The 21,545-nt window shown below is 69.8% G+C and carries 24 protein-coding genes; 19 read left to right on the forward strand and 5 right to left on the reverse strand.

From position 1 onward, the window contains the following. Nucleotides 1-37: 37 nt before the first annotated feature. Both dapB and FBY40_RS08430 read left to right on the forward strand, forming a co-directional pair. Nucleotides 38-850 carry a 4-hydroxy-tetrahydrodipicolinate reductase gene (gene dapB / locus FBY40_RS08425; RefSeq protein ID WP_141937953.1) on the forward strand — a complete coding sequence of 271 codons (813 nt, stop codon included), beginning with the start codon at nt 38-40 and terminating at the stop codon, nt 848-850. Next, a complete protein-coding gene (locus FBY40_RS08430; protein WP_141937955.1) occupies nt 847-1,299 on the forward strand; it encodes a tetratricopeptide repeat protein in 453 nt (150 codons plus the stop codon). The genes dapB and FBY40_RS08430 overlap by 4 nt, the downstream gene beginning before the upstream one ends. Nucleotides 1,300-1,335: 36 nt before the next feature. Here the strand turns inward: FBY40_RS08430 and FBY40_RS08435 are convergent, their stop codons facing one another. The 4 genes from FBY40_RS08435 to FBY40_RS08450 all read right to left on the reverse strand — a co-directional run bounded on the left by FBY40_RS08435 (nt 1,336) and on the right by FBY40_RS08450 (nt 3,780). Then, nucleotides 1,336-2,286: a TIGR01777 family oxidoreductase gene (locus FBY40_RS08435; RefSeq protein WP_141937957.1), complete on the reverse strand. Its 951-nt coding sequence runs from the start codon at nt 2,284-2,286 to the stop codon at nt 1,336-1,338. Continuing rightward, the gene (locus tag FBY40_RS08440) at nt 2,279-2,704 is read right to left on the reverse strand and encodes an OsmC family peroxiredoxin (RefSeq protein WP_141937959.1); all 426 of its coding nucleotides are present in this window, start codon (nt 2,702-2,704) and stop codon (nt 2,279-2,281) included. The genes FBY40_RS08435 and FBY40_RS08440 overlap by 8 nt, the downstream gene beginning before the upstream one ends. A 124-nt stretch (nt 2,705-2,828) precedes the next feature. Beyond that, nucleotides 2,829-3,323 carry a DUF4395 domain-containing protein gene (locus FBY40_RS08445; protein ID WP_141937961.1) on the reverse strand — a complete coding sequence of 165 codons (495 nt, stop codon included), beginning with the start codon at nt 3,321-3,323 and terminating at the stop codon, nt 2,829-2,831. Next, nucleotides 3,316-3,780 (reverse strand): TlpA family protein disulfide reductase, encoded by a 465-nt coding sequence (locus tag FBY40_RS08450; RefSeq protein ID WP_141937963.1) that lies wholly within the window; start codon nt 3,778-3,780, stop codon nt 3,316-3,318. Before FBY40_RS08450 ends, FBY40_RS08445 begins: the two co-directional genes overlap by 8 nt. Before the next feature lie 75 nt (nt 3,781-3,855). Between FBY40_RS08450 and thyX the strand changes: the two genes are divergently transcribed. From thyX to dapF, 16 genes are all read left to right on the forward strand, one after another. Next, nucleotides 3,856-4,599, forward strand: a complete 744-nt coding sequence (thyX, locus tag FBY40_RS08455) for an FAD-dependent thymidylate synthase (RefSeq protein ID WP_141937965.1) — start codon at nt 3,856-3,858, stop codon at nt 4,597-4,599. 1 nt (nt 4,600) lies between these two features. Further along, nucleotides 4,601-5,362 (forward strand): SDR family NAD(P)-dependent oxidoreductase, encoded by a 762-nt coding sequence (locus tag FBY40_RS08460; RefSeq protein WP_141937967.1) that lies wholly within the window; start codon nt 4,601-4,603, stop codon nt 5,360-5,362. Between the two features lie 221 nt (nt 5,363-5,583). Next, nucleotides 5,584-6,561: a 4-hydroxy-tetrahydrodipicolinate synthase gene (gene dapA / locus FBY40_RS08465; RefSeq protein ID WP_124292911.1), complete on the forward strand. Its 978-nt coding sequence runs from the start codon at nt 5,584-5,586 to the stop codon at nt 6,559-6,561. Nucleotides 6,562-6,621: 60 nt separating this feature from the next. Beyond that, nucleotides 6,622-8,298, forward strand: a complete 1,677-nt coding sequence (locus FBY40_RS08470) for a ribonuclease J (protein ID WP_141937969.1) — start codon at nt 6,622-6,624, stop codon at nt 8,296-8,298. A 40-nt stretch (nt 8,299-8,338) separates the two neighbouring features. Continuing rightward, complete coding sequence (locus FBY40_RS08475; RefSeq protein WP_141937971.1) at nt 8,339-8,833, forward strand: GNAT family N-acetyltransferase; 495 nt, start codon at nt 8,339-8,341, stop codon at nt 8,831-8,833. A gap of 78 nt (nt 8,834-8,911) precedes the next feature. Beyond that, a complete protein-coding gene (locus tag FBY40_RS08480; RefSeq protein ID WP_141937973.1) occupies nt 8,912-11,563 on the forward strand; it encodes an FtsK/SpoIIIE family DNA translocase in 2,652 nt (883 codons plus the stop codon). Beyond that, a complete protein-coding gene (gene pgsA / locus FBY40_RS08485) occupies nt 11,563-12,135 on the forward strand; it encodes a CDP-diacylglycerol--glycerol-3-phosphate 3-phosphatidyltransferase (protein WP_141937975.1) in 573 nt (190 codons plus the stop codon). The genes FBY40_RS08480 and pgsA overlap by 1 nt, the downstream gene beginning before the upstream one ends. Beyond that, the gene (locus FBY40_RS08490) at nt 12,132-12,644 is read left to right on the forward strand and encodes a CinA family protein (protein WP_141937977.1); all 513 of its coding nucleotides are present in this window, start codon (nt 12,132-12,134) and stop codon (nt 12,642-12,644) included. The genes pgsA and FBY40_RS08490 overlap by 4 nt, the downstream gene beginning before the upstream one ends. 150 nt (nt 12,645-12,794) lie before the next feature. After that, nucleotides 12,795-13,103: a helix-turn-helix domain-containing protein gene (locus FBY40_RS08495; protein ID WP_124292917.1), complete on the forward strand. Its 309-nt coding sequence runs from the start codon at nt 12,795-12,797 to the stop codon at nt 13,101-13,103. Between the two features lie 13 nt (nt 13,104-13,116). Then, the gene (locus FBY40_RS08500; protein WP_141937979.1) at nt 13,117-13,341 is read left to right on the forward strand and encodes a DUF3046 domain-containing protein; all 225 of its coding nucleotides are present in this window, start codon (nt 13,117-13,119) and stop codon (nt 13,339-13,341) included. A 229-nt stretch (nt 13,342-13,570) separates the two neighbouring features. Beyond that, the gene (recA, locus tag FBY40_RS08505) at nt 13,571-14,617 is read left to right on the forward strand and encodes a recombinase RecA (RefSeq protein WP_124292919.1); all 1,047 of its coding nucleotides are present in this window, start codon (nt 13,571-13,573) and stop codon (nt 14,615-14,617) included. Continuing rightward, the gene (locus FBY40_RS08510; protein WP_235014713.1) at nt 14,617-15,321 is read left to right on the forward strand and encodes a regulatory protein RecX; all 705 of its coding nucleotides are present in this window, start codon (nt 14,617-14,619) and stop codon (nt 15,319-15,321) included. Before recA ends, FBY40_RS08510 begins: the two co-directional genes overlap by 1 nt. 72 nt (nt 15,322-15,393) lie before the next feature. After that, a complete protein-coding gene (miaB, locus tag FBY40_RS08515) occupies nt 15,394-16,944 on the forward strand; it encodes a tRNA (N6-isopentenyl adenosine(37)-C2)-methylthiotransferase MiaB (RefSeq protein WP_141937980.1) in 1,551 nt (516 codons plus the stop codon). Between the two features lie 32 nt (nt 16,945-16,976). Continuing rightward, nucleotides 16,977-17,900: a tRNA (adenosine(37)-N6)-dimethylallyltransferase MiaA gene (gene miaA / locus FBY40_RS08520; RefSeq protein ID WP_141940097.1), complete on the forward strand. Its 924-nt coding sequence runs from the start codon at nt 16,977-16,979 to the stop codon at nt 17,898-17,900. Beyond that, the gene (locus tag FBY40_RS08525) at nt 17,897-18,322 is read left to right on the forward strand and encodes a GNAT family acetyltransferase (protein WP_141937982.1); all 426 of its coding nucleotides are present in this window, start codon (nt 17,897-17,899) and stop codon (nt 18,320-18,322) included. The genes miaA and FBY40_RS08525 overlap by 4 nt, the downstream gene beginning before the upstream one ends. A gap of 44 nt (nt 18,323-18,366) precedes the next feature. Continuing rightward, complete coding sequence (gene dapF / locus FBY40_RS08530; RefSeq protein WP_141937984.1) at nt 18,367-19,218, forward strand: diaminopimelate epimerase; 852 nt, start codon at nt 18,367-18,369, stop codon at nt 19,216-19,218. 10 nt (nt 19,219-19,228) lie between these two features. On the opposite strand, the gene FBY40_RS08535 is transcribed toward dapF, so the two are convergent. Then, nucleotides 19,229-19,870: a class I SAM-dependent methyltransferase gene (locus FBY40_RS08535; RefSeq protein WP_141937986.1), complete on the reverse strand. Its 642-nt coding sequence runs from the start codon at nt 19,868-19,870 to the stop codon at nt 19,229-19,231. Nucleotides 19,871-19,992: 122 nt separating this feature from the next. On the opposite strand from FBY40_RS08535, the gene hflX reads away from it, so the two are divergent. After that, complete coding sequence (gene hflX / locus FBY40_RS08540; protein WP_141937989.1) at nt 19,993-21,528, forward strand: GTPase HflX; 1,536 nt, start codon at nt 19,993-19,995, stop codon at nt 21,526-21,528. The last annotated feature ends 17 nt before the right edge of the window (nt 21,529-21,545 follow it).

Here is a 21,545-nt window from a genome sequence, read left to right on the forward strand (position 1 = left end):
CCCCCGAGCCTACGACCGGCGCACCTAGGCTTGAGTCATGACAACGCGCGTGGCCATCGTGGGGCACACCGGCAGACTCGGCTCCATCATCGAAGCGGTCGTCGAGGGTGAACCCGACGTCGAGATCGTCGGCCGGCTGACCTCGCGCTCGGATCTCGCAGAGCTCGACGGCGCCGATCTGGTCGTCGACGCCTCGACGCCTGCGGTGTCGATCGACGTGGTGCGGGCCGCCGTCGAGCGCGGCATGAATGTGCTCGTGGGTACGTCGGGGTGGTCGGCGGAGCGCATCGCGCTCATCCGACCGCTGGTCGATCAGGCGGGCACCGGCGCGGTGTTCATCCCCAACTTCTCACTCGGTTCGGTTCTGGGCTCAGCCCTCGCCGCCGCGGCGGCACCCTTCTTCCCTTCGATCGAGATCGTCGAGTCCCACCGCGAGACGAAGGTGGATTCGCCCAGCGGCACAGCCGTGCGCACGGCCGAGCTCATCGCGGCGGCGCGCACCGAGGTGGGGCCGGTGGAATCCCCGCACGTCGACCAGCGCGCCCGCGGGCAGCAGGTTGCGAGTGTTCCCATCCACTCCCTGCGTCGGCCGGGCGTGATCGCACGGCAGGAGGTCATCCTCTCGGGCCCCGGCGAGTCGGTGACGGTCAGCCACGACACGGTCGACCCGGCCGCTGCCTACGCCCCCGGCATCCGCCTGGCTCTTCAGGCCGCTCGCGACGCGCGCGGCGTTCTCGTGGGCCTGGACAGCTTCGTCGACATCGGCATCAGGGTGCCGCGGCCGCACGCCGCGCACGACGTGGCGGAGCGCGGAGTGCCCGGTCAGGTCGCGCGCGTCACCGGCGCATGACGACGCGGATCGGCGTCGCCGTGATGGCGGTGCTCCTGGCGCTCTACATCGCGCTGGTCGCCCAGCGCGCCTGGCTCCTGCTGACGAGCGGGGATCCCGTCGGAATCGCGCTCGGAGCGGGACTCCTCCTGCTGCCGGTGATCGCCGCCTGGGCGCTCTGGCGAGAGCTCGCCTTCGGCATCGGCGCCGAGAGGTTGGGCCGGCGCCTCGAGACCGAGGGCGGGTTGCCGGTCGAGTCCGTGACGATCAGACCCAGTGGGCGACCGATCCGCGAGGACGGGGAGGCGGTCTTCCCGACCTACCGCGACGCGGTGGAGCAGAACCCGTCCGACTGGCAGGCGTGGTACCGGCTCGGGCTGGCCTACGACGCGGCCGGGGACCGACGCCGCGCACGGCAGGCCGTGCGTGAGGCGATCCGTCGCGAGCGTCAGGGGCGCGCGGGGAGCTGAGCGGCCCGTCCTGCCGTCGCCGTCACGGTCGACGGGTCACTCCGCCTCGGAGACGGCGGCGTCGATCGCCTGCTCGACGGTGGGATGACGGAAGGTGTATCCCGCCCGCTGAAGGACCTCGGGGACGATGTCCTGGTCGTTGGTGAGGAGCGCCTCGGTGGCGTCCTTGCCCAGGAGCAGCTTCAGACCCCACTCGGGTGCACGGAGGACGAAGGGACGTCGCAGGCGCCGGGCGAGGGCGAATCCGATGTCGTTGGCCGTGGCACGGGAGGGCCCGGCAAGATTCACGGGGCCGTCGATGTCGGCGGTGAGGAGGAAGCGGATCGCCTCGATCTCGTCCTCCAGCGAGATCCAGGGCCACACCTGGGTTCCTCGTCCGATCGGACCGCTCAGGCCGAGCTTGGTCAGGGGAATGAGCGGCTTCAGGAACGCCCGGCGGTCGACGATCGCGGTGGTGCGCAGCAGCACCAGCCGGGTGTGCTCGCCGGCGGAGCGGGCCGCCCCCTCCCATTCGCCGCAGATGTCGGCCAAGAAGCTCTCGCCGCGGCCGGTGGCCTCGGTGATGCGCTCGCCGGGACGGCTTCCGTAGTAGCCCGACGCCGACGCGGAGAGGAAGGCCGGGGCGCCGTCGCCGAGCTCGCGCAGGGCGCGGGCGAGGGCGCGAGTGGGCGTGACCCGTGACCACAGCAGCGTGCTGCGGTACGACGGGGTCCACGGAAAGCGGGCGATGCTCGCTCCGTTCAGGCCCACCACCGCGTCTGCCCCCTCGAGTACGCCCGGGTCGAGGGGGGCGGGAGAGGTGAGCCACTCCACCTCGTCGGGACCCGTCGGGGGGCGCCGGACGAGATGGGTCACCCGGACGCCCTCGGCGCGCAGACGCTCGGTGAGCGCGTGTCCGATGAGACCCGATGCGCCGGAGATGACGACGTGGCGCGGGGCGGCGGCGCTGGCACCGCCGCCCGCGCCGGCGTCACGGGTGTCAGGCAAGCGTGGCCTCGAGGGTGATCTCGATGCCCGCGAGCGCCTGCGAGACCGGGCAGCCGACCTTGGCCTCCTCGGCGATGCGCTCGAAGTCCTCGGCCGACAGGCCCGGCACCACCGCGTTGACGTTGAGATGACTGCCGGTAATGCCCGTGCCCGGCTTGAAGGTCACCGACGCGGTCGTGTCGATCGACTCCGGCGGGGTGCCGTTCTCGCCCAGGGCGTGCGAGAGCGCCATGCTGAAACACGACGAGTGAGCGGCGGCGATGAGCTCCTCGGGCGTCGTGGTCGACGTCGAGCCCTCGCTGCGGGCGCGCCAGTTGACGTCGAACGTTCCGGTGTTCGATGACACGAGGGTCACCGCCCCCGATCCGTCGGCGAGTCCGCCCTTCCAGGCGGTGCTGGCTTCGCTCGTGATGGTCATGGGAACCTCCTCGGTCGACGATCGGGACCCCTGGTCCCGCGGTCAGCCTAACGGCGAGGCGCAGGGTGGGCGACCGCTTGCGCGAGGTTTCTTGCGTGTGCGTGCGGCTCGCACGGGCGTGCGCTCAGGCGGCGCGTCGGCGCCCGATCAGGCCGCCGCGCTGGAGCAGCAGATACAGCTGACAGCCCAGGCACAGCCCGAACGCGGCGTTCAGGAACGCGGCGACGAATGCCATGGCCACGGCGATCGGGAGGGCCCACGGGACGCCCGCCAGGTGGAGGAGGAGGCCCACGCCGGTGACGAGAAGGCCGACACCCTGCGCGAACCGGGGCGGACGCGGATCCTCACGCTCCCGTACCGGAGAAAGGCGGGGTGCGACCAACCGACGGAAGAGGACGCCCCACGGCGCGGTCGCGGGGGAGAGGACCCCCCACAGGAAGAGCAGTGCGATGACCGCGGTGAGGAGGAAGGCCGGGTCGGTGAACCGCGCGGGCGAGCCCACCGCGTCGGCGTTCAGGAGGCTCAGGAGGAAGGCGACGGCCAGCAGCCCGGCGGTGATGCCGGCGGCGAACCGCGGGGCGCGGACGTCGATGCCCCCGGGGGTGGAGGTCTCAGACATCCGCGGTCTCCTCCGTGCGTGCCCGGCCCCCGGCATCCTCAGCCAGACGAGCCAGCTCGAGGTCGAGCACATCCCGGCTCGGAACCCCGCCGATGCGGGACTGGATCGCCCCGTTCCGATCGAGGATCAGGGTGGTCGGGGTCTGCAGCACGTGGAAGTGCTGCGCGATGTCGGGACGGTGGGTCAGATCCACATCGAGGTGCCGGACGCCGTCGTGGCGATCGGCGACCTCGGCCAGCATCCGGTGCACGTGGGGGCACCGAGCGCACATCTCGGTGCTGAACTGCAGCAGTGTCGCCTGTTCGCCCAGGCCGTCCGCCCCCAGGCGCAGCGGGTCGACGATCTCGTGGGGGACGTGGTGCCGAGGACGGCCCTCTCGCCACCGCAGCAGCAAGCCGACGCCGATGGTCAGGGCCAGGAGCGCCGTGAGGGTGAGCACCGCGGGAAGAAGATCCACAGCAGACCAGGCTAATCGTTCTGGAGCCGGCCGGCGTTTCCCTGCGGATATATGACGCGGCGATAGGGTTTCCCCGTGACCGAAGCCGAAGCCAGCCCCGAGATCGAGTTCCGCAGCGATGTGACCGTCGAGCTCGTCCGATCCAGCGCCTCCGACGCCGATGTGCTCTTCGCCGCGCGCGTGTCGACGCAGGGTGAGCAGACCCTCGACGCCGCCGCGGCCGGAACCGAGGCCACCGCGAGGGACAAGGGCCTCATCAACTACCTCATGCGCGATCGGCACGGGTCGCCCTTCGAGCACAACTCGATGACGTTCTACGTCCAGGCGCCGATCTTCGTCTTCCGCGAATTCATGCGGCACCGGATCGCCTCGTACAACGAGGAGTCCGGCCGATACCGGGAGCTGCGGCCGGTCTTCTACGTCCCGGCGGCGGACCGCAACCTGGTGCAGGTCGGCAAGCCCGGAGCCTACGAGTTCCTTCCCGGCACCCCCGAGCAGCACGCGGTCGTGGACGAGGGGGTTCGGCGGGTCGCCACCGACGCGTTCGAGACCTACCAGCGGATGCTGGCGGCGGGCGTTGCGCGAGAGGTGGCCCGTATCGTGCTGCCGCTGAACATCTACTCCTCGATGTACGTCACCATGAACGCGCGATCGCTGATGAACTTCCTGTCCCTGCGCACCAAAGCCGAGGGAAGCCACTTCCCCTCCTTCCCGCAGCGCGAGATCGAGATGTGCGCCGAGAAGATGGAAGCCTTCTGGGCCGAGCTCATGCCCCTGACCCACGCGGCCTTCACCGCGGGTGGTCGGGTGGCCCCCTGAGATGGCGCGAACCGCTCTGATCACGGGCGCGAGCTCCGGGCTCGGCGCCGAGTACGCCCGGCAGCTCGCGTCGCGCGGAATGGACCTCGTGCTGGTCGCCCGCGATGCCGCGGCACTGGAGCGGGTCGCCGGCGAGGCGCGTTCTTCGGGCGTGCACGTCGAGGTGGTCGTCGCGGACCTCCTCGACGCCGACGACCGGAGTCGTGTCGAGGGGCGCGCGGCCGATCCGAGGCATCCGATCGATCTCCTCGTCAACAACGCCGGGTTCGGTCTTCCGCTCGCCTTCGAGCGGAACGACCCCGACGATGAGGCTCGCCATCTGACCCTCCACGTCGAGGTGGCGATGCGACTCATGCGCGCGGTTCTGCCCGGAATGCTGGAGCGGGGAAGCGGGCGCATCGTGAACATCGCCTCGGTGGCGGGCTTCGTGCCGCGCGGCACCTACGGCGCGGCGAAGGGGTGGCTCATCAGCTTCAGCCGCTGGGCGAACGTGGCCTACCGCGCCCGCGGCGTCACCGTCACGGCGGTGTGCCCCGGCTTCGTGCACACCAACTTCCACGAGCGGATGGGGCTGCCGCCGGGCGAGGAAGGTGTACCCGCCGCGCTGTGGCTGCACGCGCCCGCCGTGGTCAGGGAATCGCTGCGCGACGTCGCCCGAGGTCGGGCGGTCTCGGTTCCGTCGCTGCGGTACAAGGCGCTCGTCGCGCTCTCGCGGGCGATGCCCGACGCCCTGGTGGCCGCTGCCGCGGCCCGCGGCCGCTGACCCCGCGCCTCTCGCCCCCGCGCCTCTCGCCGCCGCGCGGTCGCGACCTTCGCCTGCCACATCTCGCCGATGCCGGTCGCCGATCGTGACAGGCGGACACGCTGTCATCCGGTTCGCCTGACGCAACGTGCGGTCGCGGCCGCGCATCGTGACGGGCGAACCGAGGCCGCATCGGGCGCCGGCCGCTGATCACGCGCACCCGCGGACGATAGCCTGAGGACATGACGCACACGGGCAACCCCTTCGGACAGGTGCTCGTCGCGCTGGTCACTCCGATGACCGCCGACGGCGAGGTCGACTGGCCCGCCGTGGAGAAGCACATCGACTCGTGCATCGCCGCCGGAGCCGACGGCATCGTCGTCACGGGAACGACGGGCGAGACCAGCACCCTCACCGACGCCGAGAAGATCCGACTGGTCGAAGTGGGCAAGGATGTCGCGGCCGGCCGCGCCCGCATCATCACCGGCGGCGGTTCCAACGAGACGGCGCACGCGATCGAGCTGTACAAGGCCAGCGAGCGAGCCGGCGCCGACGGGATCATGATCGTCACGCCGTACTACAACAAGCCCACCCAGGCGGGGATCCTGACGCACTTCCGGCTCGTCGCCGATGCCACCGACCTCCCGGTCATCCTCTACGACATCCCCGGTCGCACCGGGGTGCCGATCCGCTACGAGACCATCCTGCGTCTGGCGAAGCACCCGAACATCCTGGCGATCAAGGATGCCAAGGGCGACTTCAGTGAGGTCAGCCGCGTGCTGAACCAGACCGACCTGATGTACTTCTCCGGCGACGACGCCAATGTGCTGCCGCATCTGTCGATCGGTGCCACCGGGCTCATCGGGGTCACTGCCAACATCGCCGCTCAGCCCTACCGGGTGATCGTCGACGCGGTCAACAGCGGTGACCTTGGCGCGGCCACGGCGGCGCACAAGAAGCTCGAGCCGCTCGTTCGCGCCGTGATGACGCACGTGCCGGGCACCGTCGCGGCGAAGTACATCCTCCACGGGCTGGGACGCATCTCCAGCCCGCGGGTCCGCCTGCCGCTGGTCGGCCCCGAAGAATGGGAGGCCGCGCGCATCGAAGACGAGCTGGCCCTCGTCTCCGAGGTGCCCGGCGCCGACTTCTCCAACTTCCGACCCGACCGCAACGCCGCCGCCGGCGGCGCGCTGCCCAAGGTGTCGGGTACCACGCGATAACCCCCCGCGGCTCTCGACGAGCCCGCGACCGCCGCGCACCGCGCGGCAGGAAGGCGAGAGATGCCCACCACCCCCTTCGATCCCCCCGCCCTGTCCGCAGGCACCCTCCGCGTCACGCCTCTCGGCGGCCTCGGTGAGGTCGGCAGGAACATGACCGTCTTCGAATTCGACGGCAAGCTCCTGGTCGTGGACTGCGGCGTGCTCTTCCCCGAGGAGCACCAGCCGGGTGTCGACCTGATCCTTCCCGACTTCGAGCCGATCCGGCAGCGCCTCGACGACATCGTCGGCGTCGTGCTCACCCACGGGCACGAGGACCACATCGGCGCCGTGCCCTACCTGCTGCGGCTGAAGAGCGACATCCCCCTGATCGGGTCGTCGCTGACTCTCGCTCTCGTCGAGGCGAAGCTCAAGGAACACCGCATCAAGCCCTACAGCCTGACCGTGGCCGAGGGGCGCGAAGAGAAGGTCGGGCCTTTCGACCTCGAGTTCGTCGCGGTCAATCACTCCATCCCCGACGCGCTCGCCGTGGCCATCCGCACTCCCGCCGGAACGGTCCTGGCCACCGGCGACTTCAAGATGGACCAGCTGCCTCTCGACGGTCGCCTCACCGACCTCCGCGCCTTCGCCCGGCTGGGGGAGGAGGGCGTGGATCTGTTCCTGGTCGACTCCACCAATGCGGATGTCCCGGGCTTCACGCCGCTGGAGCGCTCGATCGGTCCCGTGCTCGACCAGGTCATCGCCCGGGCACCCCGGCGGGTGATCGTGGCGAGCTTCTCCAGCCACGTCCACCGCGTTCAGCAGGTCCTCGACGCCGCGGCGGCGCACGGCCGACGGGTGGCACTCCTCGGGCGCAGCATGCTGCGCAACATGACGATCGCGTCCGACCTCGGCTACCTCCACGTGCCGGAGGGCGTGCTGATCGACTACAAGAAGGCCCGCGACCTCCCGGACGACAAGATCGTCTACATGTCGACCGGGTCGCAGGGCGAGCCCATGGCGGTCCTGAGCCGCATGGCGAACCTTGACCACGAGATCGAGCCGGGCGAGGGCGACACCGTGATCCTCGCCTCGAGTCTCATCCCCGGCAACGAGAACGCCGTCTACCGCGTGATCGACGGTCTCACCAAGCTCGGTGCGAACGTGGTGCACAAGGGCAACGCCCAGGTGCACGTCTCCGGTCACGCCGCCGCCGGCGAACTGCTGTACTGCTACAACATCCTCAAGCCCCGCAATGTGCTGCCCGTGCACGGCGAGTACCGCCATCTGATGGCGAACGCACGGCTCGCCCAGGACACCGGCATCGCGCCCGAGCGGACGATCATCGGCGAGAACGGCACCGTCGTCGACCTCCGCGACGGCGTCGCCGACGTCGTCGGGCAGCTGGATCTCGGCTTCGTCTACGTCGACGGCTCGACCGTCGGAGAGATCACCGAGGCCGACCTCAAGGACCGTCGGATCCTCGGCGAGGAGGGGTTCATCTCGGTCATCATCGTGGTCGACGCCGCGACCGGGAAGATCATCAGCGGGCCCGAGATCCATGCGCGCGGATTCGCCGAGGACGACAAGGTCTTCGAGGGGGTCAAGCCGAAGATCGCCGCCGCCCTGACCGAAGCGGCGCAGTCGGGCGTGCGCGACAGCCACGCGCTCTCCCAGGTCGTGCGCCGCACCATCGGGCGGTGGGTGAACCAGTCGCTGCGTCGACGGCCGATGATCGTGCCGCTGGTCATCGAGGCCTGACCGCGAGCGCACCGCCGCACCTGCGTCCTACAATCGCCGCATGCCCGCCGCCGTCCGCCTTCGCCCGGCCGCGCAGGCGGACGGCGGGTTCCTGGCCGACATGGTCGTGGAGGCGGCGAACTGGCGGCAGGGAGGGGCTCGTCCCCGGCACCAGATCCTCGCCAGTGACGAGTACAGCAGGTATGTGGCGGGTTGGATGCGACCGGGTGACGAGGGTTTCGTCGCGCTCACCGATCACGACGAGGCCATCGGCGCCGCCTGGTACCGGGTGTTCCCGCGCAGCGATCCGGGTTTCGGCTACGTGGGCACCGGCGTCCCCGAGCTGATCATCGGCGTGAAGCCGATGTGGCGGGCGCGGGGCGTGGGGCGGGAGCTGTTGCGTCGCCTCGCCGACCAGGCGCGCAGCAGAGGCCTGTCGAGACTCAGTCTGAGCGTCGAACGGGGCAACTACGCCACGACGCTGTACCGATCCGAGGGATTCGCCGTGACCCAGTCGGGCATGGGGCGCGACACGATGGTCAAGCGCCTGCGCTGAGCTGCGACCCGCTGTCGAACGCCGCCGTTCGGGGGGTCGCTCCGGGCGAAGGCGGGTCTCGGCGCCTACGCTCGAACCATGGCCAGGAGTACCAGCCCGACCAAGAGCGGTCGAGCGCCCGCGAAGGGCGCCCCGACGCGCGCTCGCAAAGCCGCGCCCGCTCCCAAGGCCTACGTCGACGACGCCGAGCGTCCCCCCGTGGTCGTGCGTGCGTGGCTCGGTCTCGCCCACGGGGTCGGTGGCCTCTTCCGCGCCTTCGGACTCGAGTCGCTCGAAAAGGATCAGCGCCGTGATGGCTTCCCGTTCCTGCTGGTGCTGCTGGCGGTCGCCGGCGCGATCGTGGAGTGGTTCTTCATCGGGTCCGAGGTCGCCCGTACCATCAGCGCCTACACCGCCGGCGGGCTGATCGGCCGCGAGGCGTTCCTCCTGCCGGTCTTCCTCATCCTGCTGGCCGGCTGGCTGTTCCGCCATCCTCCTTCCGTGCATGACAACGGGCGCATCGGGATCGGCTTCGCGCTGTTCGTCCTGACCGTCGCGGGGTTCTGTCACGTCCTGGGTGGCCGCCCCGAACCGCGGCAGGGGCTTCCGGCCCTCAGCGAGGCCGGCGGCGTGCTCGGCTGGATGGTGGGCGAGCCGCTCGCGCTGCTGCTGACGGATGTCGGCGGATGCATCGCCCTCGCCCTGCTGGCGATCCTCAGCATCCTCATCCTGACCAAGACTCCGCCGAACCGGATCGGACGTCGACTGGGAGAGCTCTACGCCTGGATGTTCGGTGCCGAACCCGCACCGGAGCGTGCGCCCGGGGCATCGGGTGCCGAGGGCGACGGTGACGGCGACGGCGACGAGCGCACCGATTCGCTGCCGTGGTGGCGTCGCAATCGCACCGGCCGGGAGAAAGACGTCGAGAGCGACCTTTCCTCCGACGATCTGACCGCCCTCTTGACCCCGGGTGCGGCCGAAGGCGGGTTCGAACAGGCGATCACCCCCGTCGCGCCCGCCCCCGACGCCGTCACCGAGATCATCCCCGCCCGTCCGCCTCTTCCGGCGGCATCCCGCGGCGGTGAGCCGACAGCCCTGCGCGACGACGCCGCTCCGGACGATGCCGGCGACGACCTCCCCGGGCTCTCGGGCCTCGGAACGGAGGGCGGGCTCACCTCGTCCGACGCTCCCTACCGGCTCCCGTCCGTCGCCGCGCTCGCGGCCGGCACCCCTCACCGCGAACGCTCCGCCGCCAACGACGCCGTCGTCGCTGCCATCACCGGCGTGCTCGAGCAGTTCGCGGTCGACGCACGCGTCACCGGCTTCTCGCGCGGACCGACGGTCACGCAGTACGAGATCGCCCTCGGCCCGGGGGTCAAGGTCGAGCGCATCACCGCCCTCACCAACAACATCGCCTACGCCGTCGCGTCCAACGAGGTGCGCATCCTCGCGCCGATTCCCGGCAAGAGCGCCATCGGCGTGGAGATCCCCAACACCGACCGCGAGATCGTCACACTCGGCGACGTCCTCCGCTCGGGCGCGGCCACCCAATCGACCCATCCCATGACCATCGGCGTCGGCAAAGACGTCGGTGGCGGATACGTCGTGGCGAACCTCGCGAAGATGCCCCACCTGCTGGTGGCCGGTTCCACCGGGTCGGGCAAGTCGAGCTTCGTCAACTCGATGATCACAAGCCTGCTGATGCGCGCCAAACCGGCCGACGTCCGCATGGTCCTGATCGACCCCAAGCGTGTCGAGCTGACCTCGTATGCCGGCGTCCCGCACCTGATCACGCCCATCATCACCAACCCCAAGAAGGCCGCCGAGGCGCTGCAGTGGGTGGTGAAGGAGATGGACATGCGGTACGACGACCTCGCGTCGTTCGGGTTCCGACACATCGACGACTTCAACCGTGCCGTCCGCGCGGGGGAGGTGCAGCTGCCGGCCGGCAGCGAGCGCGTCCTCAAGCCCTACCCTTACCTGCTCGTCGTCGTCGATGAGCTCGCAGACCTCATGATGGTCGCGCCCCGCGACGTCGAGGACTCGATCGTGCGCATCACCCAGCTGGCGCGCGCCAGCGGCATCCATCTGGTGCTGGCGACCCAGCGCCCCTCCGTGGATGTCGTCACGGGTCTGATCAAGGCCAATGTGCCCTCACGGCTCGCGTTCGCCGTCACGAGCGTCACAGACTCCCGCGTCATCCTCGACCAGCCCGGTGCCGACCGCCTCATCGGGCAGGGAGACGGCCTCTTCCTGCCGATGGGCACCTCGAAGGCCATCCGCGTGCAGGGCGCGTGGGTCAGCGAGGCCGAGATCGAGAAGGTCGTCAAGCACGTCACGCAGCAGGCGCGTCCGGAGTATCGACCGGATGTCGCCGCAGCCGCGGAGAAGAAGGAGATCGACGCCGACATCGGCGACGATCTCGAGCTCCTCCTGGCCGCCGCGGAGCTCGTGGTCTCGACCCAGTTCGGCTCGACCTCGATGCTGCAGCGCAAGCTCCGCGTCGGTTTCGCCAAGGCGGGTCGATTGATGGACCTGCTCGAGTCGCGTGAGATCGTCGGTCCGTCCGAGGGGTCGAAGGCCCGCGACGTCCTCGTCACCGCCGAACAGCTGCCCGGGGTGCTCGCGCGGCTGCGTGGGGACGACGTACCCGAGGGTGACGTCGATCCCGTCGACGCCCAGTTCGAAGGCCTTCCCGTGGTCGACGCCGACGCCGGCGAAGATGCGTGGGATCTGACGGGACGCGACTGATGGCCGTGCCGAGGCAGCTGCCGAACATCATCACCGTCGTGCGGATCCTCGTCGCACCCGTCTTCCTCGCGATGCTTCTCATCGACGACGGTGCAGACGGGGCGCTGCGGTGGTGGGCGGCGGCGCTGTTCATCGTCGCGATCGCCACCGACGGCGTCGACGGGTGGATCGCTCGGCGTCATGACATCGTCACCGACCTCGGCAAGCTCCTCGACCCCATCGCGGACAAGGTGCTCACCGGGTTCGCCTTCATCGGCCTGTCGATCCTCGGCGAACTGCCCTGGTGGATCACCATCGTCGTGCTGATCCGAGAGATCGGCATCACGGTGTACCGGTTCATGGTCGTCAGCGACCATGTTCTCGCCGCGGCATGGATGGGCAAGCTCAAGACCGTCGCGCAGTCGGTGGCCCTGTCGCTGGCCCTGCTGCCCCTCGCGCCGCTGGTCGGCGAGTGGATCTGGTGGGCGAACGGCGTGACGATGACGATCGCGGTCATCCTCACCATCGCCAGCGGCATCGACTACGTCATCAGCGAGGTGCGCGGCGCGCGCCGCGCCCGGGGGGGCTCGTGACCGGCCCGGACGTCGACCTCCCAGGCGGCCGCGACGGAGGGGAGGGGGATGCAGCGGCATCCGCTCTTCTGCACGCGCTCGCGCACCGCGGGTGGACCATCGCCGTCGCCGAGTCCCTCACCGGTGGACTGCTCGTCGCCGCGCTGGTCTCCGTGCCGGGGGCATCCTCGCTCGTGCGCGGGGGAGTCACCGCATACGCCACGGATCTGAAGCATCATCTGCTCGGCGTGGACGACTCCCTCCTCGACGCCCGCGGTGCAGTGGATCCCGAAGTCGCGCTCCAGATGGCCGGCGGGGTGCGCGATCGGCTGGGGGCGGACGTCGGAGTCTCGACGACCGGCGTCGCCGGGCCCGACCCGCAGGACGGTCAGCCGGTGGGTACCGTCTTCATCGGGATCCGCACCCCGGAGACGTCGGTGGTGGTGCCTCTCGAACTGCATGGGACGCGGGCGGAGATACGCGCGGAGACGGTTCGCCGGGCCCTGGACGAGGTACGGGCGCGGACGTGATCGACGGATCGGGAACATGTCGTGTTTCCGCTCGGTTACATTCGGTGATTCCCACCCATCACCCAGCGCACGGGATTAGTGTGACTGCATCGGTGTTGTACCGTTGTTCACCCGGACAGCGGCGGAATCAACGGTAAGGAGGGGACCCACATGATCCTGGTACGTCACGAGATCGGCGAAGTCCTGCGTGACCTCCGCCAGCAGAAGGGCCGCACCCTCCGCCAGGTCGCCAGTCGTGCGAGCGTCGCCCTCGGATACCTCAGCGAGGTCGAGCGCGGGCAGAAGGAGGCCTCGAGCGAGATCCTCGCCTCGGTTGCCGAAGCGCTGGACGTTCCGATCTCCACGATCATGCGCGAAGTAGGCGATCGCATCGCCGTCCTCGAGGGCCTGCAGACCTTCCCCGACGTCGTGCCCGACGACCTGGTCGCGTCCGTGGACGCCGAGCTCTCGCTGCGCTGACGCGCGGTCACCCATGCGTCGCAGCGAGTTCCAGCGCGCCGTCGAAGCAGAGTTCGGACCTCGAGGCCCCTCGCTGACAGCCGACCTGGTGCTGTCCGATCTCGGCGACCGCACCGCCGCCGAGGCTCTCGAGGCCGGCACCGCGCCCCGTGAGGTGTGGCGTGCCCTGTGCGCGGCGGCTGATGTGCCCCCCGAGCGCTGGTACGGCGTCGGACGGCTGGAGCCGCGGCGCGGCTGATTCCCGCGGCGTGTCGTCGAAGATGCGTTCGAGATCGGCGTAGGCTCCTGCACAGCAGGTGTCGCACGGTGGTTATCCACGGAACGGCGCGGGTCGACGGTCGATGTCGGAGGCCCCTCGTACCGTGAATCGCGTCGAACGACACCTCCGCCTTGCCGCAGCATCCGCATCGTCCGGTGCAGAGCGCGGCAGCCTACAGGCGACGGAACGCGAGCAGAAGGAGCACGCCATGCCATCACCCGCCGACCGCGAGAAAGCCCTCGAAACGGCTCTCGCCCAGATCGACCGGCAGTTCGGAAAGGGCTCGGTGATGCGCCTCGGCGGTGACGAGCGCGCTCCCGTCGAGGTCATCTCGACCGGCTCCATCGCGCTGGACGTCGCCCTCGGCGTCGGCGGGCTTCCCCGCGGCCGGATCATCGAGATCTACGGTCCGGAATCCTCGGGTAAGACCACGCTCACTCTGCATGCGATCGCCAACGTGCAGCGCTCCGGCGGCATCGCCGCGTTCATCGACGCCGAGCACGCCCTCGACCCCGATTACGCCAAGAAGCTCGGAGTCGACATCGATTCGCTGCTGGTGTCGCAGCCCGACACCGGTGAGCAGGCGCTCGAGATCGCCGACATGCTCGTCCGCTCGGGAGCGATCGACCTCGTGGTCATCGACTCCGTCGCGGCGCTCGTGCCGAAGGCGGAGATCGAGGGTGAGATGGGTGATTCCCACGTCGGTCTCCAAGCACGGCTCATGTCGCAGGCGCTTCGCAAGCTGACCGGTGGACTCAATCAGACGAACACCACGATGATCTTCATCAACCAGCTGCGCGAGAAGATCGGCGTGTTCTTCGGGTCTCCCGAGACCACCGCCGGTGGAAAGGCGCTGAAGTTCTACGCGTCGGTGCGCCTGGACATCCGTCGTATCGAGACGCTCAAGGACGGTACCGAGGCTGTCGGCAACCGCACCCGCGTCAAGGTGGTCAAGAACAAGATGGCTCCGCCGTTCAAGCAGGCCGAGTTCGACATCCTCTACGGCGTCGGCATCTCGCGAGAGGGAAGCCTCATCGATTTCGGCGTTGAACACGGGATCGTGAAGAAGTCGGGCGCGTGGTACACGTACGACGGGGAGCAGCTCGGCCAGGGCAAGGAGAACGCCCGGAACTTCCTCCTCAAGAACGATGACATCGCCGCTGACATCGAGACGAAGATCAAGGACAAGCTCGGCATCGGCCAGCCCCGCGGGGGCGCGGTCGCCGACGAGCTCGCGGCGCGTCGCCCGGCCTGATGGTCCGCTTCGTCGAGAGCGGGGGCGAGGAAGACCTCGCCCCCGTCATCCCGCTCTTCACGGGGTCGACGCCTGATGCCCTCCCTGTCCACCCGTCCGGCGGGCGCGCAGCTCGTGGCCGCTCGGCCGGCACGACGACGAGGTCTGATCGCGCGGAGCCCCCCTCGGCGGGACGACGTGGTGGGAGCAACGCGGCGGACCTCGAGAGCGGTGCCGACACCGACACCGATGTCGTCGACGTGGCGGTGGTGGAAAGGGCGCTGCTGCGGCGACTCGGCGCCCGGGGCCTGTCCATCCGTGAGGCGGAGGCCTTCGTCGTCTCACGCGGACTGAGTCGCGAGGCGGCGGCCGAGCTCGTTGCGACCTTCTGCGAGCGCGGTTACCTCGACGACGGCCGCCTCGCAGAGCAGGTCGTGTGGAGTGGCGTGGCCCGCAAGAGCGAAGGTCGCCGGGCCATCGCCCGCCGTCTGGCGCAGCGCGGGGTCGAGCGCGATGTCGCCGACGCCGCGCTGGCGGAGCTGCCCGATGACGACGACGAACGGGCGCTGGAGTTCGCCCGGGGGAAGGCGCGGAGTCTGGCCAGGCTCGATCACGACGTGGCTCTGCGACGACTTGCCGGTCAGCTCGCCCGCCGCGGATTCGGAGGCTCCTCGGCGCTCATCGCGGCGCGCACGGCCCTCCAGGAGGCGCGCGAGCTCTCCTGAGCGTCGCCGCGGTGAATGGCGGCCCCGCAGATTCCGGCTTGGAGAATGCGGGCTCTTAGAATTGCAGGCACCATGTCTACTCCCTCCGCCGCGCCCACCCTGGTCGCCCCTTCGCCCGCCGCCGTGGCTCGAGACGGCAGCGTGCGCACCTACGAGGTGCGCACCTTCGGCTGCCAGATGAACGTGCATGACTCCGAGCGCCTGTCGGGCTCGCTCGAGAGTGCGGGGTACCTGCCCGCGCGACCCGGCGAGGAAGCCGACGTGGTGGTGATCAACACGTGTGCCGTGCGCGACAACGCCGCGGGAAAGCTGTACGGCACGCTCGGGCATCTGAAGTCGCGCAAAGACGCTCGCGAGGGCATGCAGATCGCGGTCGGCGGGTGCCTGGCTCAGATGGACAAGCAGACCGTGCTCGACAAGGCGCCGTGGGTGGACGTCGTCTTCGGCACCCACAACATGGGCTCGCTCCCGCGTCTGCTCGAGCGTGCGCGCCACAACGACGAGGCGGAGCTCGAGATCCTCGAGGCGCTCGAAGTCTTTCCGTCGACGCTTCCCACGAAGCGCGACCACATCCACAGCGGCTGGGTCTCGATCTCCGTCGGGTGCAACAACACTTGCACGTTCTGCATCGTCCCCCATCTCCGCGGCAAGGAGAAGGATCGGCGTCCGGGCGACATCCTCAGTGAGATCCGGATGCTGGTCGACGACGGTGCGATCGAGGTCACCCTCCTCGGGCAGAACGTCAACAGCTATGGCGTCGAGTTCGGCGACCGGCAGGCCTTCGGCAAACTCCTTCGGGCCGCCGGCGGCATCGACGGCCTCGAGCGGATCCGCTTCACCAGCCCGCATCCCGCAGCCTTCACCGACGATGTCATCGACGCGATGGCGGAGACCCCCGCGGTCATGCCGCAGCTGCACATGCCCTTGCAGTCCGGCAGCGACCGGATCCTCAAGGCGATGCGACGGTCCTACCGCAGCGAGCGGTTCCTCGGCATCCTCGATCGGGTGCGCGCCCGCATCCCGCACGCCGCCATCACCACCGACATCATCGTCGGCTTCCCCGGCGAGACCGACGAGGATTTCGAAGACACCCTCCGCGTCGTCGAGCAGTCGCGTTTCGCCAGTGCCTTCACCTTCCAGTACTCCATCCGCGAGGGCACCCCGGCTGCGACGATGCCGGATCAGGTGCCCAAGTCGGTCGTGCAGGAGCGATACGAGCGCCTCATCGCCCTCCAGGAGCGGATCAGTCTCGAGGAGAACCGACGCCAGCTCGGTCGCGAGGTGGAGGTGCTGGTCTCCAGCGGTGAGGGCAAGAAGGATGCGGCCACCCACCGGCTGACCGGGCGCGCCGAGGACAACCGACTCGTCCACTTCGAGGTTCCGGCCGATTCTGCGCTCCCACGTCCCGGAGATATGGTGACGGCGATCATCACCCACGCTGCCCCCTTCCACCTCCTCGCCGACGCGCCGGCGGGCGATCGGCTCCGCATCCGGCGCACGCGCGCGGGCGATGCGTGGGACAGGGCGCAGGCGGAATCGTGCGCCGTGCCCACACCCGGTGCCGACGCGGGCGCACCTCGAGCTGTGTCCCTCGGCCTTCCCACGCTGCGCATCGGCGAGTGAAGACCCCGTCCGACGACTCCCCGTCCGACCGGATGACCGCGGAGGGCCCTCGTCTCTGGAGTGTCATCGGTGCGACGGGCACCGGCAAGTCGGCGTTCGCGCTCGACCTCGTAGAGGCGCTGCGCGCCGCGGGTCGTGACGCGGAGATCGTCGGAGCCGACGCCATGCAGCTGTACCGGGGGATGGACATCGGAACCGCCAAGATCCCCGTCGGCGAGCGCCGCGGCATCCCGCATCACCTTCTCGACGTTCTCGAGGTCACCGACGATGCAGCCGTGGCCTGGTACCAGTCCGCCGCACGCGACGTCATCGATTCCCTTCACGCCCGGGGCGTGGACGCCGTCCTCGTCGGCGGATCGGGCCTCTACGTCTCGGCGGTCCTGTTCGACTTCCGGTTCCCGCCGCGCGATGAGGCGCTGAGACACGCCCTCGAGGCCGAGCTCGACCGGATCGGTCCTGCCGCACTGTACGAGCGGCTGCGCACCGCGGACCCGGCAGCGGCCACCCGCATAGACTCCCGGAACACGCGCCGGATCATCAGAGCCCTCGAGGTGATCGCCCAGGGGGACCGCACGCACGGCGGCGCCCTTCCCGCGGCCCAGACCCTGTGGTACCCGCGCACCAGGCTCTTCGGTCTCGAGCGCGACCGTCGCGAACTCGTCGACACCCTCGATCGCCGTGTCGAGCGGATGTGGGATGAGGGGCTGCTCGACGAGGTGAGGGAGCTTCGGCACATCGGACTCGAGCAGGGCACCACCGCGCCACGGGCCATCGGCTACGCACAGGCGCTGGCCCAGGTGCGGGGTGAGATCGACGGCCCGGAGGCGATCGCGCAGACGCAGGCGCTCACGCGTCGCTACGCCCGGCGCCAGGTGTCGTGGTTCCGACGATACGAGGGCGTCACATGGATGGACGGCGCGACGGCAGGGGAGAGTCTGGCAGGCTCGATGGCATGAGCCTGCAGATCCGGTCCTTCGCCCCCGGCGACACCGACGCGGTCGTCCTCCTCTGGCAGACCACCGGTCTCACACGGCCCTGGAACAACCCCTACCAGGACATCGCCCGCAAGCTCCGGGTCCAGCCGGAGCTCTTCCTCGTGGCCGCGGACGATGACGGTCACATCGTCGGGACGGTCATGGCCGGCTACGACGGTCATCGCGGCTGGCTGTACTACCTGGCGAGCGACCCGCACCACCGCGGTCAGGGCATCGCCCGGAGCCTGGTCGAACATGCCGAGGAGCTCCTTCTCGAGATGGGCTGCCCCAAGGTGCAGCTGATGGTCAGGCCCGAGAACGGCGTCGCGCAGGGCTTCTACGAGGCCCTCGGTTTCGAGCACTTCGACACCTGGGCGACGGGCAAGCGCCTCATCGAAGACTGACCCCCGCGCGGTGTCTCCCGGGGCTGGCGCCTAGGCTGGGGTGCATGCCTCACGCGGTGCCGTTCACGAAGGGCCACGGCACGGGAAACGACTTCGTCATTGTCGAAGATCCCGACGGCCGGCTCGAGCTCTCGAATGACCAGGTCGCCGTTCTGTGCGACCGCCGTTTCGGTATCGGCGCCGACGGCATCCTGCGCGTCGTCCGCAGCGCGTCCCTTCCCGAGGGGGCAGCGACCACCGATGCCGAATGGTTCATGGACTATCGCAACGCCGACGGTTCGGCGGCGGAGATGTGCGGCAACGGCATCCGCGTGTTCGCCCGCTACCTCGAAGACGCCGGGCTGGCGCGCTTCGACGGGCCCGTGCCCATCGGCACCCGGGCGGGGGTGAAGACCCTCACCCGCAGCGAACTCGGCTACGAGGTCGACCTCGGAGCGTGGTCGGTGGAGCCCGAGGAGACCCTCGTCCGTGCGCGGGGACTGGACATCCCGCGGCCGGGGCTCGGCATCGACGTCGGCAATCCGCACGTCGTGGTGGCGCTGCAGTCCGAAGGCGAGCTCGAACGACTGGATCTCGCGGTTCGCCCGATGCTCCATCCCGACCCGCCGGCCGGCGCGAACATCGAGTTCGTCGTCCCCGCCGACCCTCTCGTGCGCGATGGGGTGGGGGTCATCCGGATGCGGGTGTTCGAACGGGGAGTGGGCGAGACCCTCAGCTGCGGCACGGGGGTCGCTGCGGCGGCGCTCGCGGTACGGCATTGGGCCGGCCGGGGGGCACCTGATCACTGGAGCGTGCAGGTGCCAGGCGGCACGCTCGCGGTGCGCGTCGTCGAGGGGCGGGTCCTGCTGTCGGGTCCGGCTGCGCTGGTCTTCACCGGCGAGATCACCCTCGCCTGATCACGACGGGTCAAGGGAGCGCGATCGGTCCGGTGGGCGGCATGCCGTGGCGGCGTACCCGAATGACCCGGAAACCCCGCCCGGTGGCGGCGCGATGCACCGAGAATCCGGACTCGAGCGTCGCAGCCAGCCATCGTTGCAGCGAATCCGAACCCAGGTTCCGCTGCACGACGAGCCAGGCATCGGACCGCTCGTCCAGCCGAGGGATCCATCGCTCCAGCAGACCGTGGAGCTCAGATTTCCCGACCCGGATCGGGGGGTTGGATCGGATGGTGCGGAACCCGATGTCATCGGGAACATCGTCGGGCGTCGCGGCGTTGACATTGTCGAGCCCCAGGGACTGGGCGTTGCGACGCACCAGGTCCAGGGCCCGTTCGTTGACGTCGACCGCCCACACGGTGGCGTGCGGCGAGGTCATTGCGAGAGACAACGCGATCGGTCCCCACCCGCACCCGAGGTCGAGCAGATTGCCGCCCGGCGGTGAGGGCGGCGTGTTGGCGAGCAGAACCGCGGTCCCACCATCCAACCGGTCGGGGCTGAACACCCCGCCCGCGGTGGTGACCTCCACCTCCCGGCCGGCGAGCACTACGCGTATCCGACGCAGATTCTCGGGGCTGGCGGGCGACGCGCTGAAATAGTGGTCGCTCCCCATGGCTGTCGAGCGTAGCGGAGGTGGTCTCCGGCGCGGGAGGCTAGAGTCGACGAATCCCTTTCCGCAGACGGATGTCCCGCCCGACGCCTGCACCATATACGCGGATCATCCGGAAGGACCCCATGACAGAACAGATCCACACCGACGACGCCGTCGACCCGGTCGACCGTGTGCTCGCTCGCGCGGAAACCCGCAACGGCGCGCGGGCCACCACCTTCCCCGACGCCGGATCGCGCACGCTCGCGCCCGCCCAGGCCCTCCAGGATGCCTCGACGGTCGTCTCCGACGATTCGGACGGCGACCAGTGGGATCGCGAGGAGCGAGCCGCGCTGCGCCGCGTACCAGGGCTCTCGACCGAGCTCGAGGACGTCACCGAGGTCGAGTACCGACAGCTGCGACTGGAGAACGTCGTGCTGGTGGGCGTGCATCCCCAGGGTGAACAGGAGGAGGCGGAGAACTCGCTGCGCGAACTGGCCGCCCTCGCCGAGACGGCCGGTGCCGTCGTGCTCGACGGCGTGCTCCAGCGTCGCCCGAATCCCGACCCGGCGACCTACGTCGGGCGCGGGAAGGCCGAAGAGCTGCGCGACATCGTCGCCGCCGCCGGTGCCGACACCGTCGTGGCCGACGCCGAGCTGGCCCCGAGCCAGCGGCGCGCGCTCGAGGACGTCGTGAAGGTGAAGGTGATCGATCGCACCGCCGTCATCCTCGACATCTTCAGCCAGCACGCCAAGAGCCGCGAGGGCAAGGCCCAGGTCGAGCTCGCCCAGCTCGAGTACCTGCTCCCGCGACTGCGCGGGTGGGGTGAGTCGATGAGCCGACAGGCGGGTGGCCAGGTCGGTGCCGCCGGTGCAGGAATGGGGTCACGCGGTCCGGGTGAGACCAAGATCGAACTCGACCGGCGTCGCATCCGCACGCGAATGGCGCACCTCCGGCGGCAGATCCGTCAGTTCGCCCCGGCGCGCGACGCCAAGCGAGCCGAGCGCAAGCGGAACACGATCCCGTCGGTGGCCATCGCGGGGTACACCAACGCCGGGAAGTCCAGCCTGCTCAACAGGCTGACGCGCGCAGGCGTCCTCGTGGAGAACGCGCTGTTCGCGACGCTGGATGCCACGGTGCGCCGCTCCGAGACATCCGACGGACGGGTCTACACGATCTCCGACACCGTCGGATTCGTCCGAAACCTTCCGCACCAGCTCGTCGAGGCGTTCCGCTCCACCCTGGAGGAGGTCGGTGGCGCCGATGTGATCGTGCACGTCGTCGACGGTGCCCACCCCGATCCGGGCGCACAGCTGCAGACGGTGCGGGATGTGATCGGTGATGTCGGTGCGCGCGACACCCGCGAGATCGTGGTGTTCAACAAGGCCGACCTCGTCGATGCCGACACCCGGCTGGTGTTGCGCGGACTCGTGCCGAACGCGCACTTCGTGTCCTCGCGCACCGGCGAGGGAATCGAAGAGCTGCGCACAGCCATCGAAGACGCCCTGCCGCTGCCCGCGGTGGAGGTGCAGGCGGTGGTCCCCTACGACCGCGGCGACCTGGTGTCGGCTGCGCACGACTCCGGTCTCATCCTCACCGAGGAGCACCGGGCGGAGGGAACCTACCTCCACGCTCACGTCGGTGAGCGGCTCGCGGCCGAGCTCGCGCCGTTCCGGATCTGACGTCTCGCCGAACCGCT

Source organism: Microbacterium sp. SLBN-154 (genome assembly GCF_006715565.1).
Taxonomy (GTDB): Bacteria; Actinomycetota; Actinomycetes; order Actinomycetales; family Microbacteriaceae; genus Microbacterium.

What these genes read in the sequence shown, in the direction of transcription:
- recA (WP_124292919.1), top strand. Translation starts at nt 13,571, where the DNA reads ATGCCATCACCCGCCGACCGCGAGAAAGCCCTCGAAACGGCTCTCGCC.
- FBY40_RS08495 (WP_124292917.1), top strand. Translation starts at nt 12,795, where the DNA reads ATGATCCTGGTACGTCACGAGATCGGCGAAGTCCTGCGTGACCTCCGC.
- hflX (WP_141937989.1), top strand. Translation starts at nt 19,993, where the DNA reads ATGACAGAACAGATCCACACCGACGACGCCGTCGACCCGGTCGACCGT.
- FBY40_RS08480 (WP_141937973.1), top strand. Translation starts at nt 8,912, where the DNA reads ATGGCCAGGAGTACCAGCCCGACCAAGAGCGGTCGAGCGCCCGCGAAG.
- FBY40_RS08475 (WP_141937971.1), top strand. Translation starts at nt 8,339, where the DNA reads ATGCCCGCCGCCGTCCGCCTTCGCCCGGCCGCGCAGGCGGACGGCGGG.
- dapF (WP_141937984.1), top strand. Translation starts at nt 18,367, where the DNA reads ATGCCTCACGCGGTGCCGTTCACGAAGGGCCACGGCACGGGAAACGAC.
- FBY40_RS08470 (WP_141937969.1), top strand. Translation starts at nt 6,622, where the DNA reads ATGCCCACCACCCCCTTCGATCCCCCCGCCCTGTCCGCAGGCACCCTC.
- FBY40_RS08460 (WP_141937967.1), top strand. Translation starts at nt 4,601, where the DNA reads ATGGCGCGAACCGCTCTGATCACGGGCGCGAGCTCCGGGCTCGGCGCC.
- dapA (WP_124292911.1), top strand. Translation starts at nt 5,584, where the DNA reads ATGACGCACACGGGCAACCCCTTCGGACAGGTGCTCGTCGCGCTGGTC.
- FBY40_RS08535 (WP_141937986.1), bottom strand. Translation starts at nt 19,870, where the DNA reads ATGGGGAGCGACCACTATTTCAGCGCGTCGCCCGCCAGCCCCGAGAAT.
- miaA (WP_141940097.1), top strand. Translation starts at nt 16,977, where the DNA reads ATGACCGCGGAGGGCCCTCGTCTCTGGAGTGTCATCGGTGCGACGGGC.
- miaB (WP_141937980.1), top strand. Translation starts at nt 15,394, where the DNA reads ATGTCTACTCCCTCCGCCGCGCCCACCCTGGTCGCCCCTTCGCCCGCC.
- dapB (WP_141937953.1), top strand. Translation starts at nt 38, where the DNA reads ATGACAACGCGCGTGGCCATCGTGGGGCACACCGGCAGACTCGGCTCC.
- FBY40_RS08440 (WP_141937959.1), bottom strand. Translation starts at nt 2,704, where the DNA reads ATGACCATCACGAGCGAAGCCAGCACCGCCTGGAAGGGCGGACTCGCC.
- FBY40_RS08500 (WP_141937979.1), top strand. Translation starts at nt 13,117, where the DNA reads ATGCGTCGCAGCGAGTTCCAGCGCGCCGTCGAAGCAGAGTTCGGACCT.
- FBY40_RS08445 (WP_141937961.1), bottom strand. Translation starts at nt 3,323, where the DNA reads ATGTCTGAGACCTCCACCCCCGGGGGCATCGACGTCCGCGCCCCGCGG.
- FBY40_RS08430 (WP_141937955.1), top strand. Translation starts at nt 847, where the DNA reads ATGACGACGCGGATCGGCGTCGCCGTGATGGCGGTGCTCCTGGCGCTC.
- FBY40_RS08510 (WP_235014713.1), top strand. Translation starts at nt 14,617, where the DNA reads ATGGTCCGCTTCGTCGAGAGCGGGGGCGAGGAAGACCTCGCCCCCGTC.
- pgsA (WP_141937975.1), top strand. Translation starts at nt 11,563, where the DNA reads ATGGCCGTGCCGAGGCAGCTGCCGAACATCATCACCGTCGTGCGGATC.
- FBY40_RS08525 (WP_141937982.1), top strand. Translation starts at nt 17,897, where the DNA reads ATGAGCCTGCAGATCCGGTCCTTCGCCCCCGGCGACACCGACGCGGTC.